Annotated in this window: 21 protein-coding genes; 10 read left to right on the top strand and 11 right to left on the bottom strand. The window is 44.6% G+C overall.

Translation table 11 applies throughout. The features are described from left to right. Window positions 1-388: 388 nt before the first annotated feature. From MC7420_RS38015 to MC7420_RS39595, 4 genes are all read left to right on the top strand, one after another. Window positions 389-3,649, top strand: coding sequence for an adenylate/guanylate cyclase domain-containing protein (locus MC7420_RS38015; protein WP_006100769.1), 3,261 nt, complete (start codon window positions 389-391; stop codon window positions 3,647-3,649). 348 nt (window positions 3,650-3,997) lie between these two features. Continuing rightward, on the top strand, window positions 3,998-5,314 hold the full coding sequence (locus MC7420_RS12570) for a four-carbon acid sugar kinase family protein (protein ID WP_006100894.1): 1,317 nt from the start codon (window positions 3,998-4,000) through the stop codon (window positions 5,312-5,314). 369 nt (window positions 5,315-5,683) lie between these two features. Then, window positions 5,684-6,199, top strand: coding sequence for a pentapeptide repeat-containing protein (locus MC7420_RS12575; RefSeq protein ID WP_006100917.1), 516 nt, complete (start codon window positions 5,684-5,686; stop codon window positions 6,197-6,199). Between the two features lie 253 nt (window positions 6,200-6,452). Then, complete coding sequence (locus MC7420_RS39595) at window positions 6,453-6,656, top strand: hypothetical protein (RefSeq protein WP_006100798.1); 204 nt, start codon at window positions 6,453-6,455, stop codon at window positions 6,654-6,656. 49 nt (window positions 6,657-6,705) lie between these two features. Here the strand turns inward: MC7420_RS39595 and MC7420_RS12585 are convergent, their stop codons facing one another. The 3 genes from MC7420_RS12585 to tnpA form a co-directional block, all read right to left on the bottom strand. Beyond that, window positions 6,706-8,304 (bottom strand): AAA family ATPase, encoded by a 1,599-nt coding sequence (locus tag MC7420_RS12585; RefSeq protein ID WP_006100861.1) that lies wholly within the window; start codon window positions 8,302-8,304, stop codon window positions 6,706-6,708. 133 nt (window positions 8,305-8,437) lie between these two features. Next, on the bottom strand, window positions 8,438-8,677 hold the full coding sequence (locus tag MC7420_RS12590; RefSeq protein ID WP_083798999.1) for a pentapeptide repeat-containing protein: 240 nt from the start codon (window positions 8,675-8,677) through the stop codon (window positions 8,438-8,440). A 74-nt stretch (window positions 8,678-8,751) separates the two neighbouring features. Continuing rightward, window positions 8,752-9,165, bottom strand: coding sequence for an IS200/IS605 family transposase (gene tnpA, locus MC7420_RS12595; RefSeq protein WP_083799001.1), 414 nt, complete (start codon window positions 9,163-9,165; stop codon window positions 8,752-8,754). 29 nt (window positions 9,166-9,194) lie between these two features. Here tnpA and MC7420_RS12600 point away from each other — a divergent pair, with 29 nt between their 5' ends. Beyond that, window positions 9,195-10,457, top strand: coding sequence for an RNA-guided endonuclease InsQ/TnpB family protein (locus MC7420_RS12600; RefSeq protein ID WP_006100851.1), 1,263 nt, complete (start codon window positions 9,195-9,197; stop codon window positions 10,455-10,457). Between the two features lie 202 nt (window positions 10,458-10,659). Here MC7420_RS12600 and MC7420_RS12605 read toward each other — a convergent pair. The 8 genes from MC7420_RS12605 to MC7420_RS12645 form a co-directional block, all read right to left on the bottom strand. Then, window positions 10,660-12,104, bottom strand: a protein-coding gene (locus MC7420_RS12605; protein WP_390434657.1) for an IS5-like element ISMich1 family transposase whose coding sequence is annotated in 2 segments (ribosomal slippage) — window positions 10,660-11,661 and window positions 11,664-12,104 — 1,443 coding nt in all. Because the reading frame shifts where the segments join, the coding sequence is not laid out codon by codon here. Window positions 12,105-12,161: 57 nt separating this feature from the next. Then, window positions 12,162-12,860, bottom strand: a complete 699-nt coding sequence (locus MC7420_RS35140; RefSeq protein WP_006100998.1) for a pentapeptide repeat-containing protein — start codon at window positions 12,858-12,860, stop codon at window positions 12,162-12,164. Between the two features lie 121 nt (window positions 12,861-12,981). Next, window positions 12,982-13,686, bottom strand: coding sequence for a hypothetical protein (locus MC7420_RS12620; protein WP_157453153.1), 705 nt, complete (start codon window positions 13,684-13,686; stop codon window positions 12,982-12,984). Between the two features lie 71 nt (window positions 13,687-13,757). Next, entirely contained in the window at window positions 13,758-14,018 is a 261-nt protein-coding gene (locus MC7420_RS12625; RefSeq protein WP_006100864.1) for a DUF6658 family protein, read from the bottom strand. A 230-nt stretch (window positions 14,019-14,248) separates the two neighbouring features. Continuing rightward, entirely contained in the window at window positions 14,249-15,583 is a 1,335-nt protein-coding gene (locus MC7420_RS12630) for a hypothetical protein (protein ID WP_006101009.1), read from the bottom strand. A 355-nt stretch (window positions 15,584-15,938) separates the two neighbouring features. Next, window positions 15,939-16,913, bottom strand: a complete 975-nt coding sequence (locus MC7420_RS12635; protein ID WP_006101022.1) for a M48 family metallopeptidase — start codon at window positions 16,911-16,913, stop codon at window positions 15,939-15,941. 113 nt (window positions 16,914-17,026) lie between these two features. Further along, window positions 17,027-18,229, bottom strand: a complete 1,203-nt coding sequence (locus MC7420_RS12640; protein ID WP_006100751.1) for an argininosuccinate synthase — start codon at window positions 18,227-18,229, stop codon at window positions 17,027-17,029. Between the two features lie 91 nt (window positions 18,230-18,320). Next, window positions 18,321-18,650 (bottom strand): hypothetical protein, encoded by a 330-nt coding sequence (locus MC7420_RS12645; RefSeq protein ID WP_044206916.1) that lies wholly within the window; start codon window positions 18,648-18,650, stop codon window positions 18,321-18,323. Here MC7420_RS12645 and MC7420_RS35145 point away from each other — a divergent pair. The 5 genes from MC7420_RS35145 (at window position 18,649) to cbiQ (ending at window position 24,070) form a co-directional block, all read left to right on the top strand. Further along, window positions 18,649-20,637 (top strand): adenylate/guanylate cyclase domain-containing protein, encoded by a 1,989-nt coding sequence (locus tag MC7420_RS35145; RefSeq protein ID WP_052307466.1) that lies wholly within the window; start codon window positions 18,649-18,651, stop codon window positions 20,635-20,637. The two genes, MC7420_RS12645 and MC7420_RS35145, sit on opposite strands and share 2 nt — an antisense overlap. Before the next feature lie 177 nt (window positions 20,638-20,814). Then, window positions 20,815-21,693, top strand: a complete 879-nt coding sequence (locus MC7420_RS12655) for a hypothetical protein (RefSeq protein ID WP_044206919.1) — start codon at window positions 20,815-20,817, stop codon at window positions 21,691-21,693. Window positions 21,694-21,859: 166 nt separating this feature from the next. Next, window positions 21,860-22,303, top strand: coding sequence for a carboxypeptidase-like regulatory domain-containing protein (locus tag MC7420_RS12660; RefSeq protein ID WP_232231696.1), 444 nt, complete (start codon window positions 21,860-21,862; stop codon window positions 22,301-22,303). A 346-nt stretch (window positions 22,304-22,649) separates the two neighbouring features. Then, a complete protein-coding gene (cbiM, locus tag MC7420_RS12665; protein ID WP_006100953.1) occupies window positions 22,650-23,288 on the top strand; it encodes a cobalt transporter CbiM in 639 nt (212 codons plus the stop codon). Then, the gene (gene cbiQ / locus MC7420_RS12670; RefSeq protein ID WP_006100912.1) at window positions 23,288-24,070 is read left to right on the top strand and encodes a cobalt ECF transporter T component CbiQ; all 783 of its coding nucleotides are present in this window, start codon (window positions 23,288-23,290) and stop codon (window positions 24,068-24,070) included. Before cbiM ends, cbiQ begins: the two co-directional genes overlap by 1 nt. Window positions 24,071-24,117: the final 47 nt, after the last annotated feature.

The raw sequence follows: 24,117 nt of genomic DNA on the forward strand, positions 1-24,117 counted from the left end.
TTTATCTCCACGTAATACAGCCGAAGAGTGGTAAGACAGGGCTTTTTCGTGGCAACTGTATTACACCGTATGGGTAAATTTTGCCATTTTCCCAGAATTGTGCGGAAATCGGTCAATGAGTCCTGTATTTTCTTTACAGGAAGAATTATTTTCATCCCAACCCATTAGAGATACTATAGGATTCCTATAGAAAAATCAATCGAGGAGTCCCAACTTGGCATTTGTCTAGGAAGACAGAGATTTATCCACTTTAGCGATACTTTAGGGATACTTAAGTTTTTGGTACAAAAGGAAGTAGCTTTTCGCTTTGATGATGCAACGCCAGAAAACCTGATTAGTCAAATCGACGAGTTTATACCGTGTTATTCATGTAGGTGTTCCTTGTCCCATGTTACTGCCAACCATTACCCGTCAGCTTGTCAAAGGCGCTAAACGCAGTCAAAAGATGCCATTGCGCGTGGTTCTGGTGGTTCCCTTTCTTCTCCAGATCTTTGCGGCGGTAGGGTTGACTGGATATCTTTCCTTTCGTAATGGACAGCAGGCGGTTGACAATCTAGTTACGCAGTTACAGACCGAGGTTAGCGATCGCATTGTACAACATGTCGATAGTTACATCGAAACGCCTGATCTGGTCAACCATGTTCTCGTCAATGCCGTGCGTCGGGGTCAGGTGCAGACTCAGGATCAGCCCAGTGAACGCTATTTGTGGCAACTCATACAGATTACTCAGTCTATTAATACCATCCAGTTTGGCAGTGAGCAAGGAGAGTATATTGGCGCAGGCTATACCGAGGATAGGGACTTACTGCTGAAAGTTGCCGATCAATCAACCAATTATAACTTTCATACCTACACAACCGACAGCCAAGGAAATCGGAAGCAACTGTTAGATAGTCGCGCCAATTATGACCCTCGTATCCGTCCCTGGTATCAAGAGGCTACTTTTCAAGGTGCAACGGTTTGGAGTCCTATTTATGTCATGTTTAGCCATTCTCGGTTAGGGATTACCCTAGCTGAACCCGTATTTGGCGACAAGGATCAATTATTAGGCGTGGTTGGTACTGATATTTTACTATCTGAAATTAGTAAATTTCTCAACAGCTTAAGAATTGGTCAAACGGGACAAGCGTTTATTATTGAGCGATCTGGATTACTGGTTGCCAGTTCCACATCAGAAAAGCGATTTATTCAGGATGGCGATAAAACCCAACGCCTATTTGCTACTCATAGCCGTGATCCCTTAATTCAATTAACGGCACAGTATTTAAACCAAAATATTGATACCTTAAACCCGATTAACCAAACCCAACAGCTATCCTTTAATCTAAACCGCGATCGCTATTATTTACAAGTCACCCCTTTCCAGGATAATCACGGCTTAGAGTGGCTGATTGTGGTGGCGATACCGGAAGCGGATTTCATGGAACAAATCCATGATAATACCCGCACCACGATTAGCTTATGCTTTGCGGCGTTTGTTGTGGCAACTGGGTTAGGAATCTTCACCGCTAGATGGATTACCCAGCCGATTACCCAGTTAAGCATAGCGGCGGCGAAAATTGCCCAGGGCAAATTTAACCAACAGGTAAAAGTCGATAGCAAAATTCCGGTTCGGGTGCATGAACTCGAAATTTTAGCTCAATCCTTTAATCAAATGAGTCAACAATTATACTCCTTCTTTACCGCCCTAGAAAAAAATCAAGCCGAGTTAGAGTCACGAGTTGAGCAACGCACTGCAGCCTTACGCCTGTCTGAAGAAAAGTTTGCTCTTGCCTTTCGCTCATCCCCGAACCCAATTACGATTACCACTCTGGCTGAGGGAACGTTTATTGAGGTAAATGAAAGCTTTCTCAAGATTACCGGATATGACCTAGAGGATGTGATTGCTCATACCTCCATTGAACTCAATTTTTGGGTTGAATCCCAAGAACGAACCCGAATCCGTAGCTTATTACGAAAGACAGGCGCTGTTCGGGATCAAGAGTTTAATTTTTATACTAAATCAGGTCAAGTGAGAACGGGACTGTTATCCGCAGAATTAATTACAATTGGCGAAGAAGAATGCATACTGGCGGTAATTAATGATATCACCGAACGCAAACAAGCTGAACAACGAGTTGAGTTACTGCTGACAATTAGTCAAGCGATTAATGCCGCCCCCGATTTTCAAGCTGCTTTAGAAATTGCCCTGCATCAAGTGTGTCAAACTACGGGCTGGATTTATGGCGAAGTCTGGATTCCGGCGACAGACGGAATGGCATTAGAATGTAGCCATCGTTGGTATTACAAACAGACCGGACTTGATCCAGAGGTTATCACCGCCCTAGAACAATTCCGAGAGTATAGTGAAGCCCTAACATTTTTACCCGAAGAAGAAATACCGGGACGGGTTTGGTGTCATGGTGAACCAGAATGGATTAGTGATATTGCCACTGAATCCGATGATGTTTTCTTGCGACTCAAATTGGCAACCGACTGTGGGTTAAAATCAGCCTTTGCTGTACCTATTGTTGCCCCAGCAAAACCTCAAACCTCTGCCCCGGTTTTAGCGGTGTTGGTGTTTTTTATGGCAGAAGAACACCAAAATGATGAAAATTGGATTGAGTTGGTGTCTGTCGTATCGGCGCAGTTGGGTCCAGTGATGCAGCAGAAGAAAGCCGAGGCAGAAATGAAGGCACTTTTTGCCGCGATGACGGATATGGTTCTGGTGGTGGATGCATCGGGTCGTTGTCTGAAGGTAGCACCTACTAATAAAGGAAAATGGTGTAAATCTCCGGGGGATATATTAGGAACAACGCTGTTGGAATATTTCGATGCCAGTCAGGTAGATTTTATTCTCAATAGTATTCGAGAGGCGTTGTTAACTCAAGCGACGGTAAATATCGAGTATTGCATCAATCTGGGAGGAGAGGATATTTGGTTTGCGGCGAATTTGTCACCACTTTCCGATGATTCGGTGATTTGGGTGGCGCGTGATATTACCGATCGCAAACAGGCAGAGGTGGCATTACGGTTAGAACAAGAAAAATCCGAACAATTATTACTGAATATTTTGCCAGAACTAATTGCAGAACGGCTGAAACAAGACCAATCAGCGATTGCGGAGAATTTTGATGATGTGACAATTCTGTTTGCCGATATTGTCGGGTTTACGCCGTTATCGGCGCGGTTAAAACCGATTGAATTAGTGAATTTACTCAATCAGATGTTTTCCACATTTGACCAGTTGGCAGAACGTCATGGTTTGGAGAAAATTAAAACCATTGGTGATGCTTATATGGTGGTTGGCGGATTACCCCAGCCGAGGGGAGATCATGCAGAAGCGATCGCGCAGATGGCGTTAGATATGCAGCAGGCGATTACTCAGTTTCAAGCCGAACACAGTGAGTCATTGCAAATTCGCATTGGAATTAATACCGGATCAGTCGTGGCGGGGGTGATTGGGATTAGGAAGTTTATCTATGACTTGTGGGGAGATGCGGTGAATGTCGCCTCCCGCATGGAATCGTCGGGAGAACCGGGAAAAATACAAGTCACAGAGACGACATACCAGAGATTACGGGACAAATTCCAGTTTCAGGAACGAGGTGCGATCGCGGTTAAGGGTAGAGGGGAAATGACAACCTATTGGTTGATGGGAACGTGTTGAGTGTTGGTTGACCCTTCACGACCTTCGAGGACATGATCTGTAGGGGCGGGTTTAGGGACTCTCTTGTCGCCATTGATAAGCTGTTCGGCATTTAAACCATAATGTCAAGAATTGCGAAATCCTTGTAGTGCGAGCATCTTGCTCGCTACCCATTCCCAATTTAAATGCGTGACAGCTTAGTAACGTTTAGAACAAAACCCGCCCTGATTCAGTGTTGAGTTCACTCCCTTCCATCTCCCAGACGTGCCATGGCACGTCTCTACATTGCTTCGTGCTTTCTCGCCAAGATCCTGATACCCTGAATTTCAGGGACAAATTGACCCTTGCCGATCGCAGGACACCAAGAGCATGACTAGCAAACCCAAAATTATCGTTTTGGATGATGACCCCACTGGTTCCCAAACCGTTCACAGTTGCTTGCTGCTGACGCGCTGGGATGTGCAGACGCTACGCTTAGGACTAGCCGACGCTTCGCCGATTTTCTTTGTCCTGACGAATACGCGGGCGTTAACCCCAGAGGAAGCCGCCACAGTCACCTGTGAGGTTTGCCATAATCTAAAAATTGCCATAGAAACTGAAGGAATCGACGATTTTCTTGTCGTCAGTCGCTCTGATTCCACCCTACGCGGACATTATCCCGTGGAAACCGATGTGATTGCCCAAGAAGTGGGACCCTTCGATGCTCATTTCTTAGTTCCTGCATTCTTTGAAGGCGGACGAGTCACCCGCGACAGTGTTCATTACCTGATGGTGGATGGTGTCCCTACACCCGTCCATGAAACTGAATTTGCCCGTGATTCGGTATTTGGCTATCACCACAGCTATTTACCCGATTATGTGGAAGAAAAGACCAACGGAAGGATTAAAGCCGAAAACGTTGAACGATTTGTCCTCTCCGATATTCGCCAAGGAAGTTTAGAACGCCTCCTCAACTTAAATGGGAATCAATGTGGTGTGGTTGATGGGGAAACTCAAGCCGATTTAGATAAATTCGCCGCCGATGTCCTCAGCGCCGCCGCCCAAGGGAAACGGTTCCTATTTCGCTCGGCTGCCAGTATTTTAACCTCTCTGGCGAGTCTGGGCGCTCAACCCGTCCCGCCAGAGAATATGGCACAGTATGTCAGAGGAGGGAAATCGGGAGTCGTGTTGGTGGGTTCTCATGTTAAAAAGACCACCCAACAGCTTGAACAACTCCTGAAACTCTCTGATATTGTTGGCGTTGAGGTGGATGTTGCTCATTTACTCGAAGAGTCAGCATCTCAACGGGATGCACTGTTAGCCAAAGTTGTCGCCGCCGTTAACGAGATTTACAACTCCAATAAAACAGCAGTCATTTATACCAGTCGTGAGGAATTGGTCTTTAAAGACGTGCAAACTCGGTTAAACTTTGGCGCAGCAGTTTCGGCATTATTAATGGATATTGTTCGAGATTTACCCAAAGATATTGGCTTTTTAATTAGTAAGGGCGGGATTACTTCAAATGATGTTTTAAGTACAGGATTAGACTTAAGATCTGCCCGGTTACTGGGTCAAATTATTCCTGGCTGTTCTGTCGTGCGAACTCCATCGGATCATCCTCAGTTTTCGGATTTGCCTGTGGTACTGTTTCCCGGCAATGTCGGAGATGCAGATGGGTTAGTTACTGTTTATCAGCGCTTTTGCTGATCGTCATTGACTGTACCTCATCAACCTGAAATCTGCTGTAATGCAGCAAGCCCTATTTGCGGAATACAACTGCAAGATAAAAAGCTAGACAATTGCCCGACAACATTTTCCTATTCCTTTTGACTCCTTCCCTGTTCCCTAAGTCATAAACCTTCTTCTCTCTGCCTTGGAGTCTTCTGGCTTTTGCTACGATAGCAGTAAAATAGAGACGTAGATCACAAAGGAGAACTCATTATAGTCACGCCGGATAGTGGTTTAAGTTACCTCTAAAGCAGATTAAATTCACCGAAAACTAGGACTATTCTCAATTAATCCTCCAGCCAAATACCTGAAGATTAACTATATTGAATTTATCAGGTAAAGAAGATTATGCAATCCTCTGATCGAAATATCCTTAACCCAAACCAATCCTCGGCGTCAGCTAGAAAGCAAGAGTTGTTTAAGAAACTAGAACGAATACGAATGGCACCCGATCGCCTGCTGGAGGAGTATGCGGCGGGCGAACGGGATTATCGGGGATTTAACCTCAGCAACCTAGAGTTAAACGGCGTAGATCTCCAGAGAATTAACTTGAGTCAGGCAAACCTAGAAGGGATTGTCTTAGAAAAAGCTACGTTGACACGGGCAAACTTAACCAGAGCCAACTTATGTGGGGCGAATTTACGCCGAGCGGATTTGATTTGGGCAAATTTACATTGTGCTAACCTACGAGGGGCAAATCTGAGAGGAGCTGATTTAAGCGGCGCTGATTTGAGTGATGCCGATTTGACGGATGCCGATTTAGGCGGAGCCATACTACCCGACGGAACGATTGTTTTAACCAGTGAACAGTCGAGTCTCTTATGTGGTAAGCTGCGAAAATTGCCACTCAAACCTTCTAAATAATCCCCAAGAGAGAGGCTGAGTCGGACGCGATCGCACACGATAAGATCCATAAGCTGTCATGCATTTAAATTGGGTATGAGTAGCGAGCAAGATGCTCGCACTACCGCACTACAAGGATGCTCAGGTCTAATTGAATTGTTCCTCCCCCCTTCTTCCCCAGCTCCCCCCTTCTTCCCCAGCTCCCCCAGCTTCCCCAGCTCCCTCTGCTTCCCCAGCTCCCCCAGCTCCCCCAGCTTCCCTATCCCTAAAAACATTGTCAGCGTACTCTAACTCTAAGCGCGATCGCACTCAACTAGACGCCCTAATTGGCTTAATTGACCGCCGCCGACTCCAATTGCAGCAGTCAGCATACTGTTTAGGACAGCGCATTTATGCAGAGAAACCAGGAGTCTTCGTTGAGCGGATCGGCGTATACTGGCAGATTTGGCGATCGGAACGTGAGCAACCCAGCTTGTAGTTGCGATGCGAGCGCCATCAACGCATGGCTGAGAGGAACTTACCAATCATTAATCCACTTCCAAGGGACCAATCCCCTTCTGTGTGGTAAAATGCTTTAACTCCTCCACCAACTTACTATCATTCGACGCCGTTCTCGCCCCCGCCTGGGCTGCCCAGTGTTTCAGCGCTTCAATTTGCTCCCGTGCGATCGCAGCAAGTGGTACTGTTTCTTCTATCGCCCGCACAATATCCTCTGTGGTAAAGTCTCGCCGTTGTCCATTCACCAAAGTACCATAAGCTCGATGCATGGCATCAATAATCACCTGTTCAATCTCCGCCCCACTAAAGTTCTTCGCTTGTCGTGCTAATCTAGCTAAATCAAAATCCCGTAAGCGAGAAGGGCGTAAGGGTTGCAAATGTACCTTAAAAATATCCTTGCGTTCGGCTTCCGTGGGCAAATTCAAAAAGAAGATTTCATCAAATCTGCCTTTCCGCAATAACTCAGCGGGCAAAATCTGCACATTATTCGCCGTCGCCACAATAAACACCGGACTCGTCTTTTCTTGCATCCAGGTAATCAGCGTACCAAATACCCGTCTCGACGTTCCCGAATCCCCATCAACGCCAGCACCAATATTACCAAACGCCTTATCAATCTCATCAATCCATAATACACAAGGCGCGATCGCTTCACTAATTTGAATCATCTGGCGCACCCGACTTTCACTTTCCCCGACAATCCCGCCAAATAATCGTCCCGTGTCTAGTCGCAATAAGGGCAAACGCCATTCATGGGCAATGGTTTTCGCGGATAGGGATTTCCCGGTTCCCTGAATTCCCACCAGTAAAATCCCCTTAGGATTGGGAATGCCATAGCGTCGCGCTTCTTCGGTAAAGGCATCTTGGCGCATCCGTACCCATTGCTTGAGATTCTCCAATCCGCCAACATTTTTTAACGATTCCTGAACCGTAAAAAAGTCTAAAATTCCCGTTTGGCGAATCGCTTGTTTTTTCTCCCCTAATACGCCATCAATATCTGTTTCATTTACCTGTTGTTTAGCGGCTAATGCCTTTGCCAATACCCGGGCAATTCTGGCACGACTTAATCCTTGACAGGCTTTAACTAACTGTTCCCTGGCTAATCCAGATACGTTTAAGTTTTCGGGTTTGACCAGAATATTAATCAGATAATCAATTTCCTGAGCATTAGGCAAGGGAAAATCAATAACCGTAACTTCCTCACTCAATTCTGCTGGGACTTCTAAGGTATGACTGGTGAGGATTAAGGTTTTGCGAGAACGCTTAAGTTCCTTGGTTAGATTCTTCAATTCTCGGATCACGGGCGCATTGCGATCGCTCTGCGGATTTTTTAAGATAAAATGTAGATCTCGGAGGACAAATAAGCTATTTTCTTGAGGATCAGTCTTGCGAATCCGATGCAGTGCTCCCATCACTGAACCCTTATCCGCCCCATTATCCTCCCATCCCCGCACAATATCCCAGAGTAAAACTTGGCGTTCGGGTTGGGATTGCACAGCCACTGAAAGTAATACTTCTTCCACGGGTTCTTCTTCAACCGCTACGATATAAAGTAACGGATAACGCGCCCGGATCATTAAATCTAATTGTTCGATTAAGGTTTGATGGGGATTGAAGGTATTAGTCATTTGTCATTCGTCATTCGTCATTTGTCATTTGTCATTTGTCATTCGTCATTCGTCATTCGTCTTATGTCATTTGTCATTCGTCTTATGTCATTCGTCTTATGTCATTCGTAATTCGTCATGATGAAACCCGCCCCTACAGGTTTTTTCTTAATTTATCGTAATCACTAAATCCAACTGGAAAGTCTGTATGCTCATCATAATCGGCATTGTCTAGATTAGCATCGGTCAGCTTGACTCCTTTTAGTTTAGCGCCCCTCAAGTTGGCGTCACTCAAGTCTGCTCCCATTAGATTTGCGCCAACGAGATTAGCTTCGGTAAAATTAGCTTGGCTCAAATTAGCGTTACTCAGGTTTGCCCAACTAAATGTCGGCAGGGGTCGCCCGTTATACCCGTAGGGTTAACGGGTGGGGAATGCCGACCAGTATAAAACTGAGCGACAGCGAATCCTTATAATTCTGGAGTTGCTTGCTGTTCGACATATTTCTTGATCTGTTCAATCGTCACCCCTCCGCAACTGGCAACAAAATATGAGCCAGTCCACAAAACTGGTTTTCGGTAGACTTGGCTGAAATGATCACCGAATTCTTTGCGAATTAAGCGGCTAGAGACTGTTTTGAGGTTGGCAATAAACTTACTCAGTTCTACTTGAGGATGATAGCGAACCAGCAAATGTACATGGTCGTCCTCTCCGTTGAATTCTAGTAGCGTTGTCTCCCACTTTGAGCAGGTTTTATCAAAGATGGTAGCTAGTCGCTCATGTATAGCTTTATTGATAACTTTCTTGCGGTACTTGGTCACAAGTACAATATGAGCGGTAAGCAAGTACACAGACCTGAAACCTTTATCGTAAACAATTGCCATATTTAGCAGTAAGCTGTAGAATGATACTCATGATTCTAACTTACTGCTACCGAATTAAGCCCAGTGCCGCTCAAGTTGCTACCATGCTCTATACATTAGAGTTACTTCGTCGTCACTGGAATTACTGTCTGGGGCAGAGGTTGGATTGGCTACGACGGACTCGCTGTCAGATTGACCGTTGTAGTATTGTTTCCGAGCCAATAGGTGAGATACCCGCGACTGTTAATTACTACACCCAGCAGTCTGACCTAAAGCAAACTAAGGTACTGTTTCCTGATTACAAAAATATTTGGGCAGAATCACAGCAAGTTAATTTGCAACGGTTAAATAAGGCTTGGGAGCGTTGGTTATTCCCTGACAAATCGGGTAAACGTGGCGGCAGACCAAAGTTTAAAAAGGTTGGTGAATTGCGCTCGTTTGTCTATCCGCGAGTCAACTGTCCTAAAGCCGGAGCGCATCTTAATCATGGTATGTTGAAGCTGTCAAAGATAGGGAAGATGCCAGTTATCATGCATCGTCCTATTCCAGGTGGCTTTACCCTAAAAACTTGCACAATTGTCCACAAAGCTGACGGTTGGTACTGTTCCATTTCCATTCAGGATGAGACGGTACCCGAACCTATGTTATTAGAGGAAGTGAAAACGGCTGTTGGCATTGATGTGGGACTTAAAGAGTTCCTCACCACATCAGAGGGTGAAGCCGTTCCTATTCAGCAAGCCTACCGTAAAACGCAGCCTCACTTAGCTCGTCAACAGCGCAAGTTGGCAAGAAAGGAGAAGGGGTCAAACCGTGCTAACAAACAGAAAAACAAGATAGCCAGAATTCATCAACGTATTGGTAGAATTAGAGAAAACTTTCACTACAACACCGCTCATAATCTTGTCAAAAAGTATGACTTGATTGCGGTGGAAGACTTAAATATCAAAGGACTTGCTCGTACAAGATTGAGCAAATCAATTTTGGATGCAGCCTGGGGAAGGTTCATTACCATCTTGGACGCAGTGGCAGTTAAATGCGGTGTCCGAGTGATAAAAGTAAGTCCTCATGGAACATCTCAAAATTGCTCAAATTGTGGAGTTAAAGTCCCGAAAACTCTATCTATTCGTCTACATGAATGCCATAAGTGCGGATGCAGCATGGATAGAGATGAGAATGCAGCTCGGAATATATTAGACCGAGCCTTAAACGAGGTGGGACTCATCTTGTCTGCACACAGAGGCTTAGGGAAAGCCCAGCCAGTGAAGTGTGAAGCTCTATCAGGTAGAAAAAGCGTACAGCTATCTCTATTTTGATCGAGAAGCTCCCGTTATAGCGCAAGCTTAACGGGAGAGAACGTCACCTGATAATCCCTTGAGTCAGATTTGCCTCTTGCAGGTTAGCATTACTTAGGGTCTGCTGAATAAGTCGAAGAAACACAACTGATGGATTAAGTAGTTATATAATACGACAGCGAACTTAAGTTATTGTTGTTAACGATTCGCTTAATTATAAGGTTTAATAATGAATTGACGCCGAAAAAGACTTGATTGTGGAATATATATAAAAAAGACAAAAAACCTGCCTGAGCAGGGCAGACAGATTCATGACGAGGAAAGTAATGGCAATAGCTGTTTCGGACGTATGAGGTAGTTTAGCCATGACGCGACTTAGGCTATATCTACGTTTTGATATGCCAAATTTTCCTTCAATATTATTGCGAATTCTCTCGTCTTCTTGAGCTTGTTTCTTTAATTCTTGACTGACATTGGCTTTCGGTCTTCCTAAGGGAGGGCCACTGATTCTAATTCCTTTTTCTTTACAGAAGGATCGATTGGCTCGACTGCGATAGATTTTATCTACATGAACGGATTCTGGATAGAATCCTGTGTAGTTATAATAAGCTTCTATTTGAGCTTTTAAATCGACAGATTCATTAAAGTTATCCCAACTGATACGGTCTAAAAATACGTATCCATCTCTTACACTTGCCGATATTTTAGCTCCAAATTCTACGGCAACTCCCGCTTTGCCTCTAACTATTGGACGGATATGGGCTTGACTCACATTTACTATTCTATGCTCAATTCTATGAACTTTATTATTGTACATCCATTCTTGCTGACGATAGATTTCGCTAACTACCAACAGGCTCTTATATTCAGTACGACTCAATGCCCCAAGACTAGACCCTGCCTTAACTAGCGCGTCTATACTCCCCAAGTTTCTCTTTATGTATTGCAGTTGTTTTTTTATTGCTTTTCTTATTTCTTTTCTTGTTTGTCTCTTTTTCTTTGCTACTTTTAAGTAATTCTTTCTGGCTCTATTTCTATAAGTTTTTGGTTTTTTATTTAGTTGATCCTTCAGGGGTTCATATAGACTGTCTATTATTTTTTCGGTTTTGACCCTAGCTTTATTTAATATCCCCAAATCATTGGGATAACTTATATCTCCTGGCACACAGCTTGCATCAACTATTAGTTGTCCTTTATTGGCTGACTCTCTTCTTTCTTGACTTTGGATTTCGGCACTTTTTTTTTAGCTTCTTCATCCGTCTCTGATTGACTTTTCTTCACCATTTTCTCATTTATTCGGTTGACTAGATTCACATTTATCCTTTCCCGGAATCTGGCCAATAGTGATGAGTCATAAGGAGCTTCGCTGCTGTAATGCCTTTGACCTATAAAGTATTGTAAGTAAGGGTTTTCTTTGATTTGTTCGACTGTCTCTCTATCACTTATTCCTAGTTTTTCTTTGATTATTAATGAACCCAGTGCTACCCTAAATGGTAGCGCTGGCGCTCCCATTTCCGCAGAAAAATTTTGGGCATATTCTTCTTCAAATTCCTCCCAAGGTACTAAAGAAGCCATGATTACCCAGCGGTTATCCTGTGATAACTTTCCTTCAAATGGTAGTTCAAAATCTTCGGCTTCCCTGGGGGCGTTCTCAACTTTTCGGTACATCTACCTGATCATGATGCAAGGATTTTGAGCAATTTTACCAGATTCATGAGCACCAAGTCAACTGTAAATACGGATCAAAGCATTGATGGTTAAGGGTTTCGGTCTTGTGCAGCAAGCCCTACTTAAATCTGCCCCTCTGAGATTTGCCTCTGTGAGTTCAGCTTGACTGAGGTTTGTCTCCTTTAGGGAAACACCAGTTAGGTTAACATGGCTGAGATTTGCCTGACTGAGTTCTACACCGTTTAGAATAGTTTGGTTGAAGTTCGCGCCTTTCAGGATTGCTCCGGTTAAATCGACTCGATTTAGGTATGCTCCACTGAGATTAGCATCACTTAAATCAATCTCGCTTAAGATTTCCCACTGCAAACAAATCCCACTTAAATTTGCTCTTGAGAACGCCCGATGTCCGGCTTCGTAACGGTTGAGGAATTCCTTGGCTAATCGGATACTGTACTGAGTTAAGGCTGATTCGGTTTGAGTGGCGGCGTGTTTTTCTAGGAGAGAATAGGCAGTTTGGTGAATCTCCCACACTTCATCATCTAAAGCTTGAATAAGTATCGCTATGCCCTTTTGCCGATAATTCAGGGCGTTATGGAGGGCGGCAATTTTGGCATTCAGGGATAGGGGAGAGGATGAGGGTGTCTGATTCAACTGCTGTTTTACGGCTTCAATTCCGCCTAATACAGCGTCTCCTCTGGAGATTGAACCGCCCAAAACCACATCAGTGGCTTGAGGTTGATCTGGATAAGCTGTCATAGATAACAAAATAAGGGCACGATACTACCGTACCCTTTTTATGCTGTTCAGGGTTCATTGCTATTAACAATTAGCCCTAAACATCTATACTAATAGACAATGTATGTCAAGAGTTCCGACTCTAGTCAATCGCATCCGCCGTATCTTCTAATGCTCGCTGCGCTGATTTACTGGCTTTACTTGCTTTGTCTTGCACGACATCGGCTGTATCTTCTGCGGCGCGTTTCGTCTTTTTGGCTATATTTTCACCCGTCTCTTGTACCTTGTCTTTCGTGTCTTCGGCGGAACGTTTGGTAGACTTAGCTACATCTTCAGCAACATCTTCAGTTTTTTCCTTTGCCTCTTTTGCCGAACGCTTGGCAGACTTGCTGACATCTTCAGCCGCATCCGTTGTATTATCTTTGAGATTTTCAACACCCCTCTGAGTTCCCTTATTTACACCCTCGGTGAAATCAGTGGCTGACTCTTTCACATCTTTGCCGAGTCGCTCAACTCGTTTATTCAGCGGCGCTCCTTCTTGATAATTCTCGATAAACTTTTCAGGAGTATCCGCCCTCTTTTGTAGATTTTTCTCGGCGTTTTTAATTAATTTGTCCGCATTATCCTTTGCCTGACGAGACGTTTTCGGAGAATCAATCCCCTGATAGTCCTTCGTTCCGCCTGTAGGCGTGAGAACTTCAGTAACATTTTTGGTCACATCGTCAGCCGTCTTCGCTGATACTCCACTATTGCATCCTGTACTGATGAATACAAAGATACTCGCTAAAGCCACGGTTAATAATTGAGTAAACCGTTTATTTTTTAGCCAATCTATCATTCTGCTCATAAAAAAAATCTCCTTAGTTTTATTGTCAGTGAATTATCCTAAGTCTCAAGCAGTCACCGTTCTCAACTTAATCAAGCTAATTCGGGTTGCTCTACCGAGTTGCTTGATACGTTGAGCCTACGGCTGACATCAGGATTTAGAGACATATTGTTGTCAGTGTAACTGTCTCCCCCCTTCTTGTAGGGGTTATTCGCACCTCCAGCTTGAACCGGAGGATTTTCTGGACGCCCACTGTCTACCGTTGTACTACTACACGCCGTACCAATCAGTAGCATCACACAGACTAAAGCCAGTGTTAATATCTGTCGCCCAATCTCAGTCAGTCGTTTCACACTATACTCCTAAGCGATATGCACCTCACGATTGCCTAGCTTATCACTATCCAGGCGATCGCTATCTCTAGCCAAGGTGACATTCTACTTTATCCTGGAAGCGGCTCGTCTCTAACTGAAGACAGAGAAAAATCATTTGCAGTCTTCAGGAGCTTCTCTTCTTCCCTGCACCTAGAGTACCTCTACACCTCTGCATCCCTGCATCCCATCTGAACCGAAAACGTCTCGATCTACTGATTTTCGGGTTTCTCTTCCAAATTGACATAATCCCGAAGCTGAGAAAACACTCGGTAAGCATCTAGCTGAAATTCTGAACTTGCCGCATTATCCATTTTGATCAGATTATATTGAACATTTTCCGTATGAATGGCAAAGGTAATTTTAAACACTTCAAAAAATGTAATCACCCAACGACAGTCCTCTTCCGCATAATTGGTGTAATATTGAATTAATTTAGCAATGCAAGTTTCTAGATGATTACGCGAGTTCGGACAAATCATAATAATTTTCAGCAAGAGCATCGCTAAGGTTAAGTGATGACCTTGAGACATGAGCAGAATAAACAGGGGTGACGGCTCATCCTGATTTTCAGTAGTCAAATACTCAATTAAGCGGTTACAGGTTCTCAGTAGTAATGCCGCCTCTATGGTTGTATCGTGGTAATCTTTGTAGAGATCATTTAATTTCTCAGTTAAGGTTTGATTTAAGGATTTAACTAACTCTTTCTTTTTAACGGAAAATATAAGATAGTTGTGCAAGCTTTTTTTGAATCTCTTATAATTTGAATCTTTGGTTTGTTCTAAAAATATATTAGCGACATTTTTATAGTTAAACATTCCATGCTTAACTACAATTTTTTTAATTAGATCAACAACTTTATCCCCTAAACCTGTAGGATTATTGTAAATAGGTTCCCGACAAATTGCGGATTTAGAGTGCGCCGTATACATTGCCAAATCAAACTTGAACTGATCTTTGAGTTTTTTTGACAAGATTCTCGCCGCTTCACGTTGCTCCACGGGGTTGTTCAGATTTGTATACTGGGGAACGAGTAGATAAGAGATATAACGGTTACTCCAATGACCTGGATCTGAAGTTACTTGTTGAGTAATAAATAATTGAAGTTCGTGATAGTCTTGACTGTTAATGAAATTTAACAGCCATGCTCTTTGACGGCTTAATGTTGGCGATAATGTTTTTCGCGTCAGTTTTACATCAGAAAATAGGGATACTAAGTCTTGGCTAGCCGTAAAATTCCTTGAGGTGTACCAATTATTAATAACAATATAACAGGAACGTTTAAGGGTATTTATAAATTCTTTTTCATCGTTAGCAAAAAGTATTTCTGATAAAGCTTGAATCGCTTCCGGATTACCTTCTGAAGCATTATAGTCAATAAATAACAATTTAAATTCTTGCAAAACGGTTTCTGGCGGTTGTTGTTTAACCGTATCTAGCAAAAATTGATAGATAACATCCTGTGCCTGCTGAAGAGGGAATCCTAGCTGGTTGGATTGAGTACGAGACTCAGTATGACGAGTATCTAAGATAACTTCCCTGATCATGGAAATCCAAGAGGACGCTTACGCCCTTACTGAAGGTCTAATAGTAGCAAGTTGATGACACCCTGCGTCAAGGCTACCGCTCATCGACGTGTTCAGCTTGACGACCTCACAATTGATATTGACATAAATTCATCATATATATTTTCGGGAAAATATATAGGGGTTGCTGAATAAGACTTGTGGTGAGGCGAGGGAACAGGGAACGGGGAACGGGGAACAGTAAAGAATGTCCTCAATACTGTTCGGTTAAGGGGAGCGGGGGAAGCAGGGGGAGCGGGGGAAGCAGGGGGAGAATAATGCTTAAGTCAGCGATGCGAACGTTTATAGCGCTAAAGCGCTTACTACATACAAACCTTTAAGACTGATCCGACTCAGATTTCATCCGGTTAATTTCCCGTTGTAATTCTTCGAGTTGACGCTGTAATCGTTGGGCTTCCTGGTTTTGAGCCGCTTGGGATGGCACATTGACTGAGCCTTCGTCGGTTACTCGTTGATAATTGCCCTGACGAATTTGACGATATTCTTCTGATTTGACCCAATCTCGCAGATAGCGCAAGCGTTCAACCGGAAAAGGATGGGTAAGAAACGAACCATTCCCACCGTTGTATAATAAAAACTTATAAACTTGATTAAGACTATCTTGGTCAAGGTCTTGAAATCGGTCGGATTGGCGGATAAATTCATCAAGGCTGCACTCATGACCATAAGCATGAGAACCTCCCGATAGTTTCATCATTGTTTTCATGACGATATTAATATCATCGATGACCAATAAAGCCGCCCGATCTGACGATAACTCCGCTTTCCGCCGCCATTCATAAAAGGCAAAGAGTAAACCACTGGTGACAATATTGCCGATACCAAAAGTTAAATCTCCCAGAAATGCCGCCGCACCCATCGCCCAGATTCCCATCTGAATTAAAATCGTGTGACCGCATTTGATATGTCCCAGTTCATGTGCTAACACGGTGCGAATTTCGACTTCAGTGAGTAAGTCTAATAATCCTGTATTTAATACGATATAGGGATGATCCTGTCCCAAGGCATAACTATTCACTTGCGGGTTTTGACTGACAAATAGGGTGGGTTCGGGATGGATATCTAAATCCCGTACACATTCGCGAAATAAGCTGTAAATCGTGGAATATTGGCGCGGTCCCACTTGGATACTGTTGCCCATCAGATAGACGAATTGGGGGCGTTCGTAGATAAATTCGACGAATTTGCGGGCAGCTAGGTTAAATCCAGGAACACTCCGTAGGGCATCCTCAGCTTGTTGGTCAAGGGGGTGTCGGAAGGCGTCGCTAGAAATTCCAGGATAGGTGGGCATAGGGAAGTTGAGGCTGAAACGTGAAAGTAGGTCTTTCTATCCTAGCGATTTGGAACTCCTCTGTAAGATCCCCGACTTCTCGAAGAAGTCGGGGATCTGGTAAAACCTTGAATTTAACCTCTAGTTTTGGCTGACCAAACGCGAGTGGGTAATCCCCAAATGTAAATAAAGCCTTCAGCGGCTTTGTGGTCAAACTGATCTTCGGAGGTATAGGTTGCCAGTTCTGGGGTATAGAGGGAATTGCTAGACGCTCGTCCGACAATCGTGGCATTACCTTTGAAGAATTTCACCCGCACACTTCCAGAGACTTGCTCCTGAGTTTGCTGAATGAACGCATCTAGAGCATCTTTTAGGGGAGAGTACCATAACCCTTGGTAAATAAGCTGGCTATAGGTGTCTTCAATCCCTCGCTTGTACTGGCTGACATCAGAGGTTAACGTGAGGCTTTCTAAGTCGCGATGGGCATGGATTAAGGTTAACAGAGCCGGGACTTCATAAATCTCTCTGGATTTAATCCCGACAACCCGATTTTCAATCATATCAATCCGCCCCACCCCATGATTTCCGGCGACTTGGTTAAGCTGAGTAATCAGGGCGACGGGATCAAGGGCTTGACCATTCAGCGAGATCGGAAGTCCTCGCTCAAAGCCAATATCGACGTATTCTGGATCATTGGGAGTATCCGCGATCGCTTTGGTCATCAGATAGATTTCTTCCGGCGGTTCAGCCATGGGATCTTCGAGAATCCCCGCCTCAATACTACGACCCAACAAATTACGGTCAATACTGTAGGGGGAAGACTTTTTCACGGGAGAGGGAATCCCGAACCTTTCCCCATACGCGATCGTATCTTCCCGACTCAATCCCCACTCCCTCGCGGGTGCGAGAACTTTCAAGTTGGGGTCGAGCGCCGTAATCGACACATCAAACCGCACCTGGTCATTCCCTTTACCTGTGCAACCGTGAGCCACGGCATCTGCACCATACTTGTGGGCAGCTTCGACCAATAATTTAGCAATCAGCGGACGCGCTAGCGCCGTGGACAAGGGATAGCGATTTTCATACAGCGCATTTGCCTGAATCGCGGGAAAGGCATAATCGGTGACAAACCGTTCAGTCGCGTCCGCCACCAGAGACTCGGCTGCGCCCGATGTCAAGGCTTTTTCTTTGATCGGTTCTAACTCATCACCTTGACCTAAATCGGCGGCTAGCGTGATCACCTCCTTCACACCCCATTCCTCTTTGAGATAAGGAATGCAGACGGAAGTATCGACGCCACCTGAGTAGGCTAGTACAACTTTTTCAGCACGACCCATGAATTTCTCACCCTGGGAAACAACCAGGACATCATTGTGACAGATCCCGTCTCTAAATCAAAGATGATCAGACGCACCATGGCGTGTCTATTCATTCGAGGGAGGATGACGGCTTAACATAGAACGTCCATAGTAAGGGTTGATCAAAATCAACGCCGGATTCTCCGTCTGTCGCTATCATGGAATTCACTTCTAAGACAGACTGATTGGATGAGCTAGCCATACCCACACGCTTACTTAGTGCAGGATGAATGGAAATACCTGCTGTAGGGTGAAGCGCTAGCGCCGTTTGGTCTGCTAGGAAGGACATATCGAACCGAACCAGTGCAACGGTGTCAGATTGATTTATTAGGGTAGCATCTGGGCAACTATTCACAGGCAAGCCTGGTCGGTGATGTAAACCGATGTTACCGTCAACCATGACCAATTGGTCAGCTATTTATCCCTATACCCCTCATATCCTGCTTGTCTGGCTGGGGGTTTTTGCCTTAGTCGCCCTACTCACTGGGTTAATCTCCATTGGGATACGTCAGTCCCTCTCACATTTATGTCAACGGTCTAAAGCCTTGACAAATTCCCTTAACTCTGATTCAGAGTTGCGTGCCTTATTTGAGGCGATGACGGAACTAATTTTCGTCAAAGATCGCCAAGGACGTTATCTGAAAATTGTCTCAGCAAATCCAGACTTGTTAGGTCAACCGGTTGAAGCGATGCTGGGCAAAACGGAGTATGATCTTTTGGCGCGATCGCAGGCGGATCAGTTTGTCGGGTATATTCACCAAGCCTTAGACAGCCAACAGACGGTTCAGGTTGAGTATCGTCTCACCTTGGCTGATCGAATGGTTTGGTTTGCAGCCAGTATTTCACCCATCTCAAAAGACTCTGTTCTCTGGGTAGCGCGGGATATTACCGAGCATAAACAAACCCTAGAAGCCTTGCGAGCCAGTGAAGCACAGTATCGAGATTTAGTCGAAACCCCCAATTGCATTATTTTACGGTGGGATGTTCAGGGAAAAATTAAATTCATTAATCGTTATGGTCAAACCTTTTTTGGCTACGATGACGATCAACTCCTAAATTGTTCCCTAGTCGGAACTCTCGTCCCGAATACGCCGCGATCGCAACGGATGCTGTCTATCTTGATTCGAGCCATCCGCAAACGTCCAGAACGCTATCGGATCAGAACCGTAGAAACCATTCATAAGACTGGCAAAACGGTTTGGGTGACGTGGGCAAATAAACCAATTTTCAATGAGGAGGGTGAATTAATTGAAGTTCTCTCAATTGGCACGGATGTGACAGAACGCAAGCAAGCTGAAGCCGCCTTGAGAGAAAAAGAGGAATATTTACGATTAGTTATCGATAATATCCCGCAACAAGTCTTTTGGAAAGATATCAATTTAGTCTTTCTCGGTTGCAATAAAAAGTGGGCAAAGACAGCCGGGTTAGACAATCCAGAGGTTGTGGTGGGTAAAACAGACTATGATTTACTGCCTAGTCGAGACATTGCTGAACTCTACCGCCAGCAAGATGCGCGGGTGATTAGCCGGAATCAAGCCGAATTTCATGTTGTCGAAACCAAACAAAAACCCCCCGTTGATGGACAAACGGTTTGGCTGGATGTGAGTAAAATTCCCATCCATGATCCCCAAGGTAACGTTGTTGGCGTTTTAGGGGTATTAGAAGATATCACCCAGCGTATTCAAGTTGAGAAGCAGCGCCTGCAAGCGGAAGCAGACTTGCGGGCGGAACAGGAAAAGTCGGAACGCCTGTTATTAAACATTTTGCCAGAGGCGATCGCCCAGCAGTTGAAACAAAATCACAGTACCTTAGGCAAGTACCATGGGGAAGCCCTAATCGCTGAGCAATTCGACGATGTGACGATTTTGTTTGCGGATATTGTTGGGTTTACACCCCTATCAAGCCGAATGCCACCGACGGAATTGGTTCAATTACTCGGAACCATTATCTCCACGTTTGATTTGCTGTCTGAGGAGTATGGGTTGGAGAAGATTAAAACCATTGGTGATGCTTATATGGTTGCCTGTGGTCTACCTTTACCCCGATTCGATCATACTGAAGCGATCGCGGATATGGCATTAGAGATGCAACGGGTGATTACTCAATTTCGCATGGATACCGGAGAAGCGTTTCAACTGCGGATTGGCATTAATACCGGACCGGTGATCGCTGGAGTCATCGGGATGAAAAAGTTTATTTACGATCTGTGGGGAGATACGGTAAATGTCGCCTCGCGGATGGAATCTCAAGGAACTTCTGGGGGAATTCAAGTCACTCAGGCAACTTACGAACGGTTAAAGGATCAATATGTGTTGGAAAAACGCGGGATTATTGAGGTGAAGGGAAAAGGAGAAATGCTTACCTATTGGCTAACAGGAAAAGCATGAAATAGTTTTGACCCTTCACTGCGGAAAGAGAGCATGGCGTGTGAGTATGTAGGGGCGGGTTTCACTATTATCGTTCTTCCCTGTTCCCCAGAAGATGCCCTCTAGGGGTATTGCGAATTATTACAAAAACTTGTTGGATTTAATTGGGTATAGTATGAAAACCGCCAAAGGTAATCAATGAGGAAACCACTATTCATTTTCGCGAGTCTGATGGTCTTGACAACTGGGACGCTAGTTGGCTGTTCCCAGAGTCCAACCACCAGCGAGACTCAGACACAAACAGAAACTCAGAATGCAACTCAGGCAAGTCAAGGGAGTGGAACCCTGGAAATCCGGGCGAATGGAGAGGATTTTGTCCGCCAAGGTTTTATATCAAAAGATGGATGGCAAATTGCCTTTGACCATGTTTATGTCAACTTAGCCGATATCACCGCTTATCAAAGTGACCCGCCGTTCAATGCTGAAGCGGGTAGTAAAGTGCAAGCGAAAGAAAAAGTGGTTCTTGATAAAACCCACACCGTTGATTTAGCCGCAGGTGGGGAAGATGCCGAACCTATTCTCGTGGAAGACGTTGCCGATGCCCCTGCCGGACAATATAATGCCCTATCTTGGAAAATGGTCAAAGCCGAGGAGGGACCAGCTGAAGGTCAAACCTTGGTGATGATGGGGACAGCCGAGAAAGAGGGGCAAACCATTGACTTTACTATTGCCCTGAATCAGCCCTTAGAATTTGTCTGTGGGGAATTTGTCGGTGACGAACGTAAGGGAATTCTCGCTCAAGGGGGTACCGCAGACTTGGAAGCCACATTCCACTTTGATCACCTCTTTGGTGATGCAGGCGCACCCGCTGATGATGAGATTAATACTGGTGCGTTGGGGTTTGAACCGCTAGCGACTCTAGCCAACGATGGCACACTAGAGTTAGACCAACAGCAGCTAAAGTCAGAACTCTCTCCAGAAGAATACCAGAAACTTCAGGAAATTCTTCCCAGTTTAGGTCACGTTGGTGAGGGTCACTGTGAAGAAATCCAAACTGTTGCCAACGAATCGAGTTAAATTGGTCATTGGTTATTTGTCTTATGTCATTTGGCGATAAGGAAAATTATAACCAATGATAAAGAGTAGTTATGGTTACCAACTGGGTTTCAATCGTTTCTATGACATTAAGAAAATGTGAGCGATGAAGAGGAAATTTTTAGTCCCCCTTATCCTAATGTTAGTCATGAGCTGGTCAGCTAAAGCGACGGCTCATGGTGCCAAGATTAACTATGAAACTACCCAGGCGATTAAAATTGATGCGGCTTTTGATAACGGCGACCCCATGTCCAATGCCCAAGTTACGGTTTACTCTCCCCAAGATCCTTCTACTCCTTGGTTGCAAGGAACCACCGACGAAAAGGGTAGCTTTGTCTTTGCTCCCGATCGCTCACAACCGGGAGAATGGGCAGTTCAGGTTCGCCAAGCGGGTCACGGAGATTTGATTACTATTTCTATGGGTGAGGATCAATCAGCAACAGAGAACACCGCCGATAGTCAAGTGATGAGTATTCAATCCAAGAGTGGCTCTTTCACACCTGTTCAAATTGTGGTGATGGCAATTGCGGTAATCTGGGGTTTTGTCGGTACAGCACTCTATTTTTCCCAAGGGACAAAACAGGCTAAGTAGGTGGTCACAATTAGGTTAGAATTGTTCATTGTTCATTGTCAAAAAAAATCAACAATTAGATCAGGGCGGGTTTTGAACAAATGTTATCATCAATCATGAAACGTAAGTCCATAAACCCGCCCCTACAAGTCAGGCTGGGTTTTGAATAAATGTTATCATCAATCGTGAAACGTAAGTCCATAAACCTGCCCCTACAAGTCAGGCTGGGTTTTGAATAAATGTTATCATCAATTGTGAAACGCAAGTCCATAAACCCGTCCCGATAAACCCGGTTCTATCGAGGGTTGTGAAGGGTCACGCGCCCTGCCCTCTTGCCGAAGTGAAGGGTCAAAACTACACAAAAATTATGCATATTCCTGATGGCATCCTGCCTGCTTCTGTCTGTATCACAGGTTACGCAGCGACAGGAGGTTTCACTTGGTACTCCCTGCGCCAAATTAACCGAGATCCGAATCCCCAAGAGAGTATTCCCAAAGCATCTCTACTCACAGCCGCCTTTTTTGTCGCCTCTTGGATTCACATTCCCATCCCACCAACAAGTGTTCATTTGATTCTGAATGGGTTGTTAGGCACAATGTTGGGATATTATGCGTTTCCAGCCATTCTTATCGGTTTATTCTTTCAAGCTGTGATGTTTCAGCATGGTGGTTTATCCACGCTAGGAGTAAACGCCACGATGTTTGGCGTACCGGCACTTTTGGCGTATCACCTATTTCAATTGCGCTTACTATTCGATAAGGATAATCGAGTGGTGACGGGTATCTTTGCCTTTATCGGAGGTGCGGGAGGTTTGGGGATAGCAACTTTGCTATTTTTCGCTTTAGTGATTACTAATATTCCCGCAACTATAGATGCATCAGCCGAAAAAATGGCAATTTACGGATTGGTATTGGCTCATATCCCACTCATGGTAATTGAGGGTGCGTTTACGACAGCCGTGGCTCTGTTTTTGAAGCAAGTCAAACCTGAATTGTTGGAGAGTTGATGAAACACGGACTGGATTTTTATGCCAATTTTAACTCTCCGATTCATCGTTGGGAATCCCGTTGTAAACTGATTGGCTTATTTAGCTTAATTTTTGCATTTTCATTTGTTGAACAGTTAAGTTTACTTCCAGGGATGATCGTCGTGACACTGGTGTATTATTACCTCTCCAGATTACCCTTCTCGTTTTTGCGATCGCGGCTGCGCTACCCCGGTTTTTTTTTGCTGGCGATTACTCTACTTTTACCGTTTAGCGTGGGTAGTACGGTAATTGTTCAGATAGGTATTTTGAGTCTATATCAAGAAGGAATCGTGGCGCTAGCGCTGATTGCGACTCGATTTTTATGTATTCTCACCGTGAGTTTAATTATCTTTGGTACAGCCCCGTTTTTGAGTACCGTCAAAGCCATGCGATCCCTGGGACTTCCGGCGGTATTAGCGGATATGACTCTATTGACGTACCGCTATATCGAACAGTTTGGTGAAGATTTAACCAAAATGAAACGAGCGATGCAATTGCGGGGATTTCGGGCGACTCGTTTCTCGCGCCGTAATCTGAATGTGCTGGCGTCTCTAGTGGGTAGCTTATTGGTTCGCAGTTACAACCAGTCTCAGCAGGTTTATCAAGCGATGATATTGCGAGGGTATGGTTATACTCTGCACCATCGTAAACCGCCTAATCCCAAGAATCGTGTTTCTCGTGGGGATTTAATTAGTTTGGGAATAACCGTTGCGATCGCCCTTGGATTTGTCATGGCTGAAATTCTGATAGAAAGGCGGTAATAATCGGAAAAAATGTCTCCAATCCTTACCAATGACAAATGACAAAT

Origin of the sequence: Coleofasciculus chthonoplastes PCC 7420 (assembly GCF_000155555.1) — a bacterium.
GTDB lineage: Bacteria > Cyanobacteriota > Cyanobacteriia > Cyanobacteriales > Coleofasciculaceae > Coleofasciculus > Coleofasciculus chthonoplastes_A.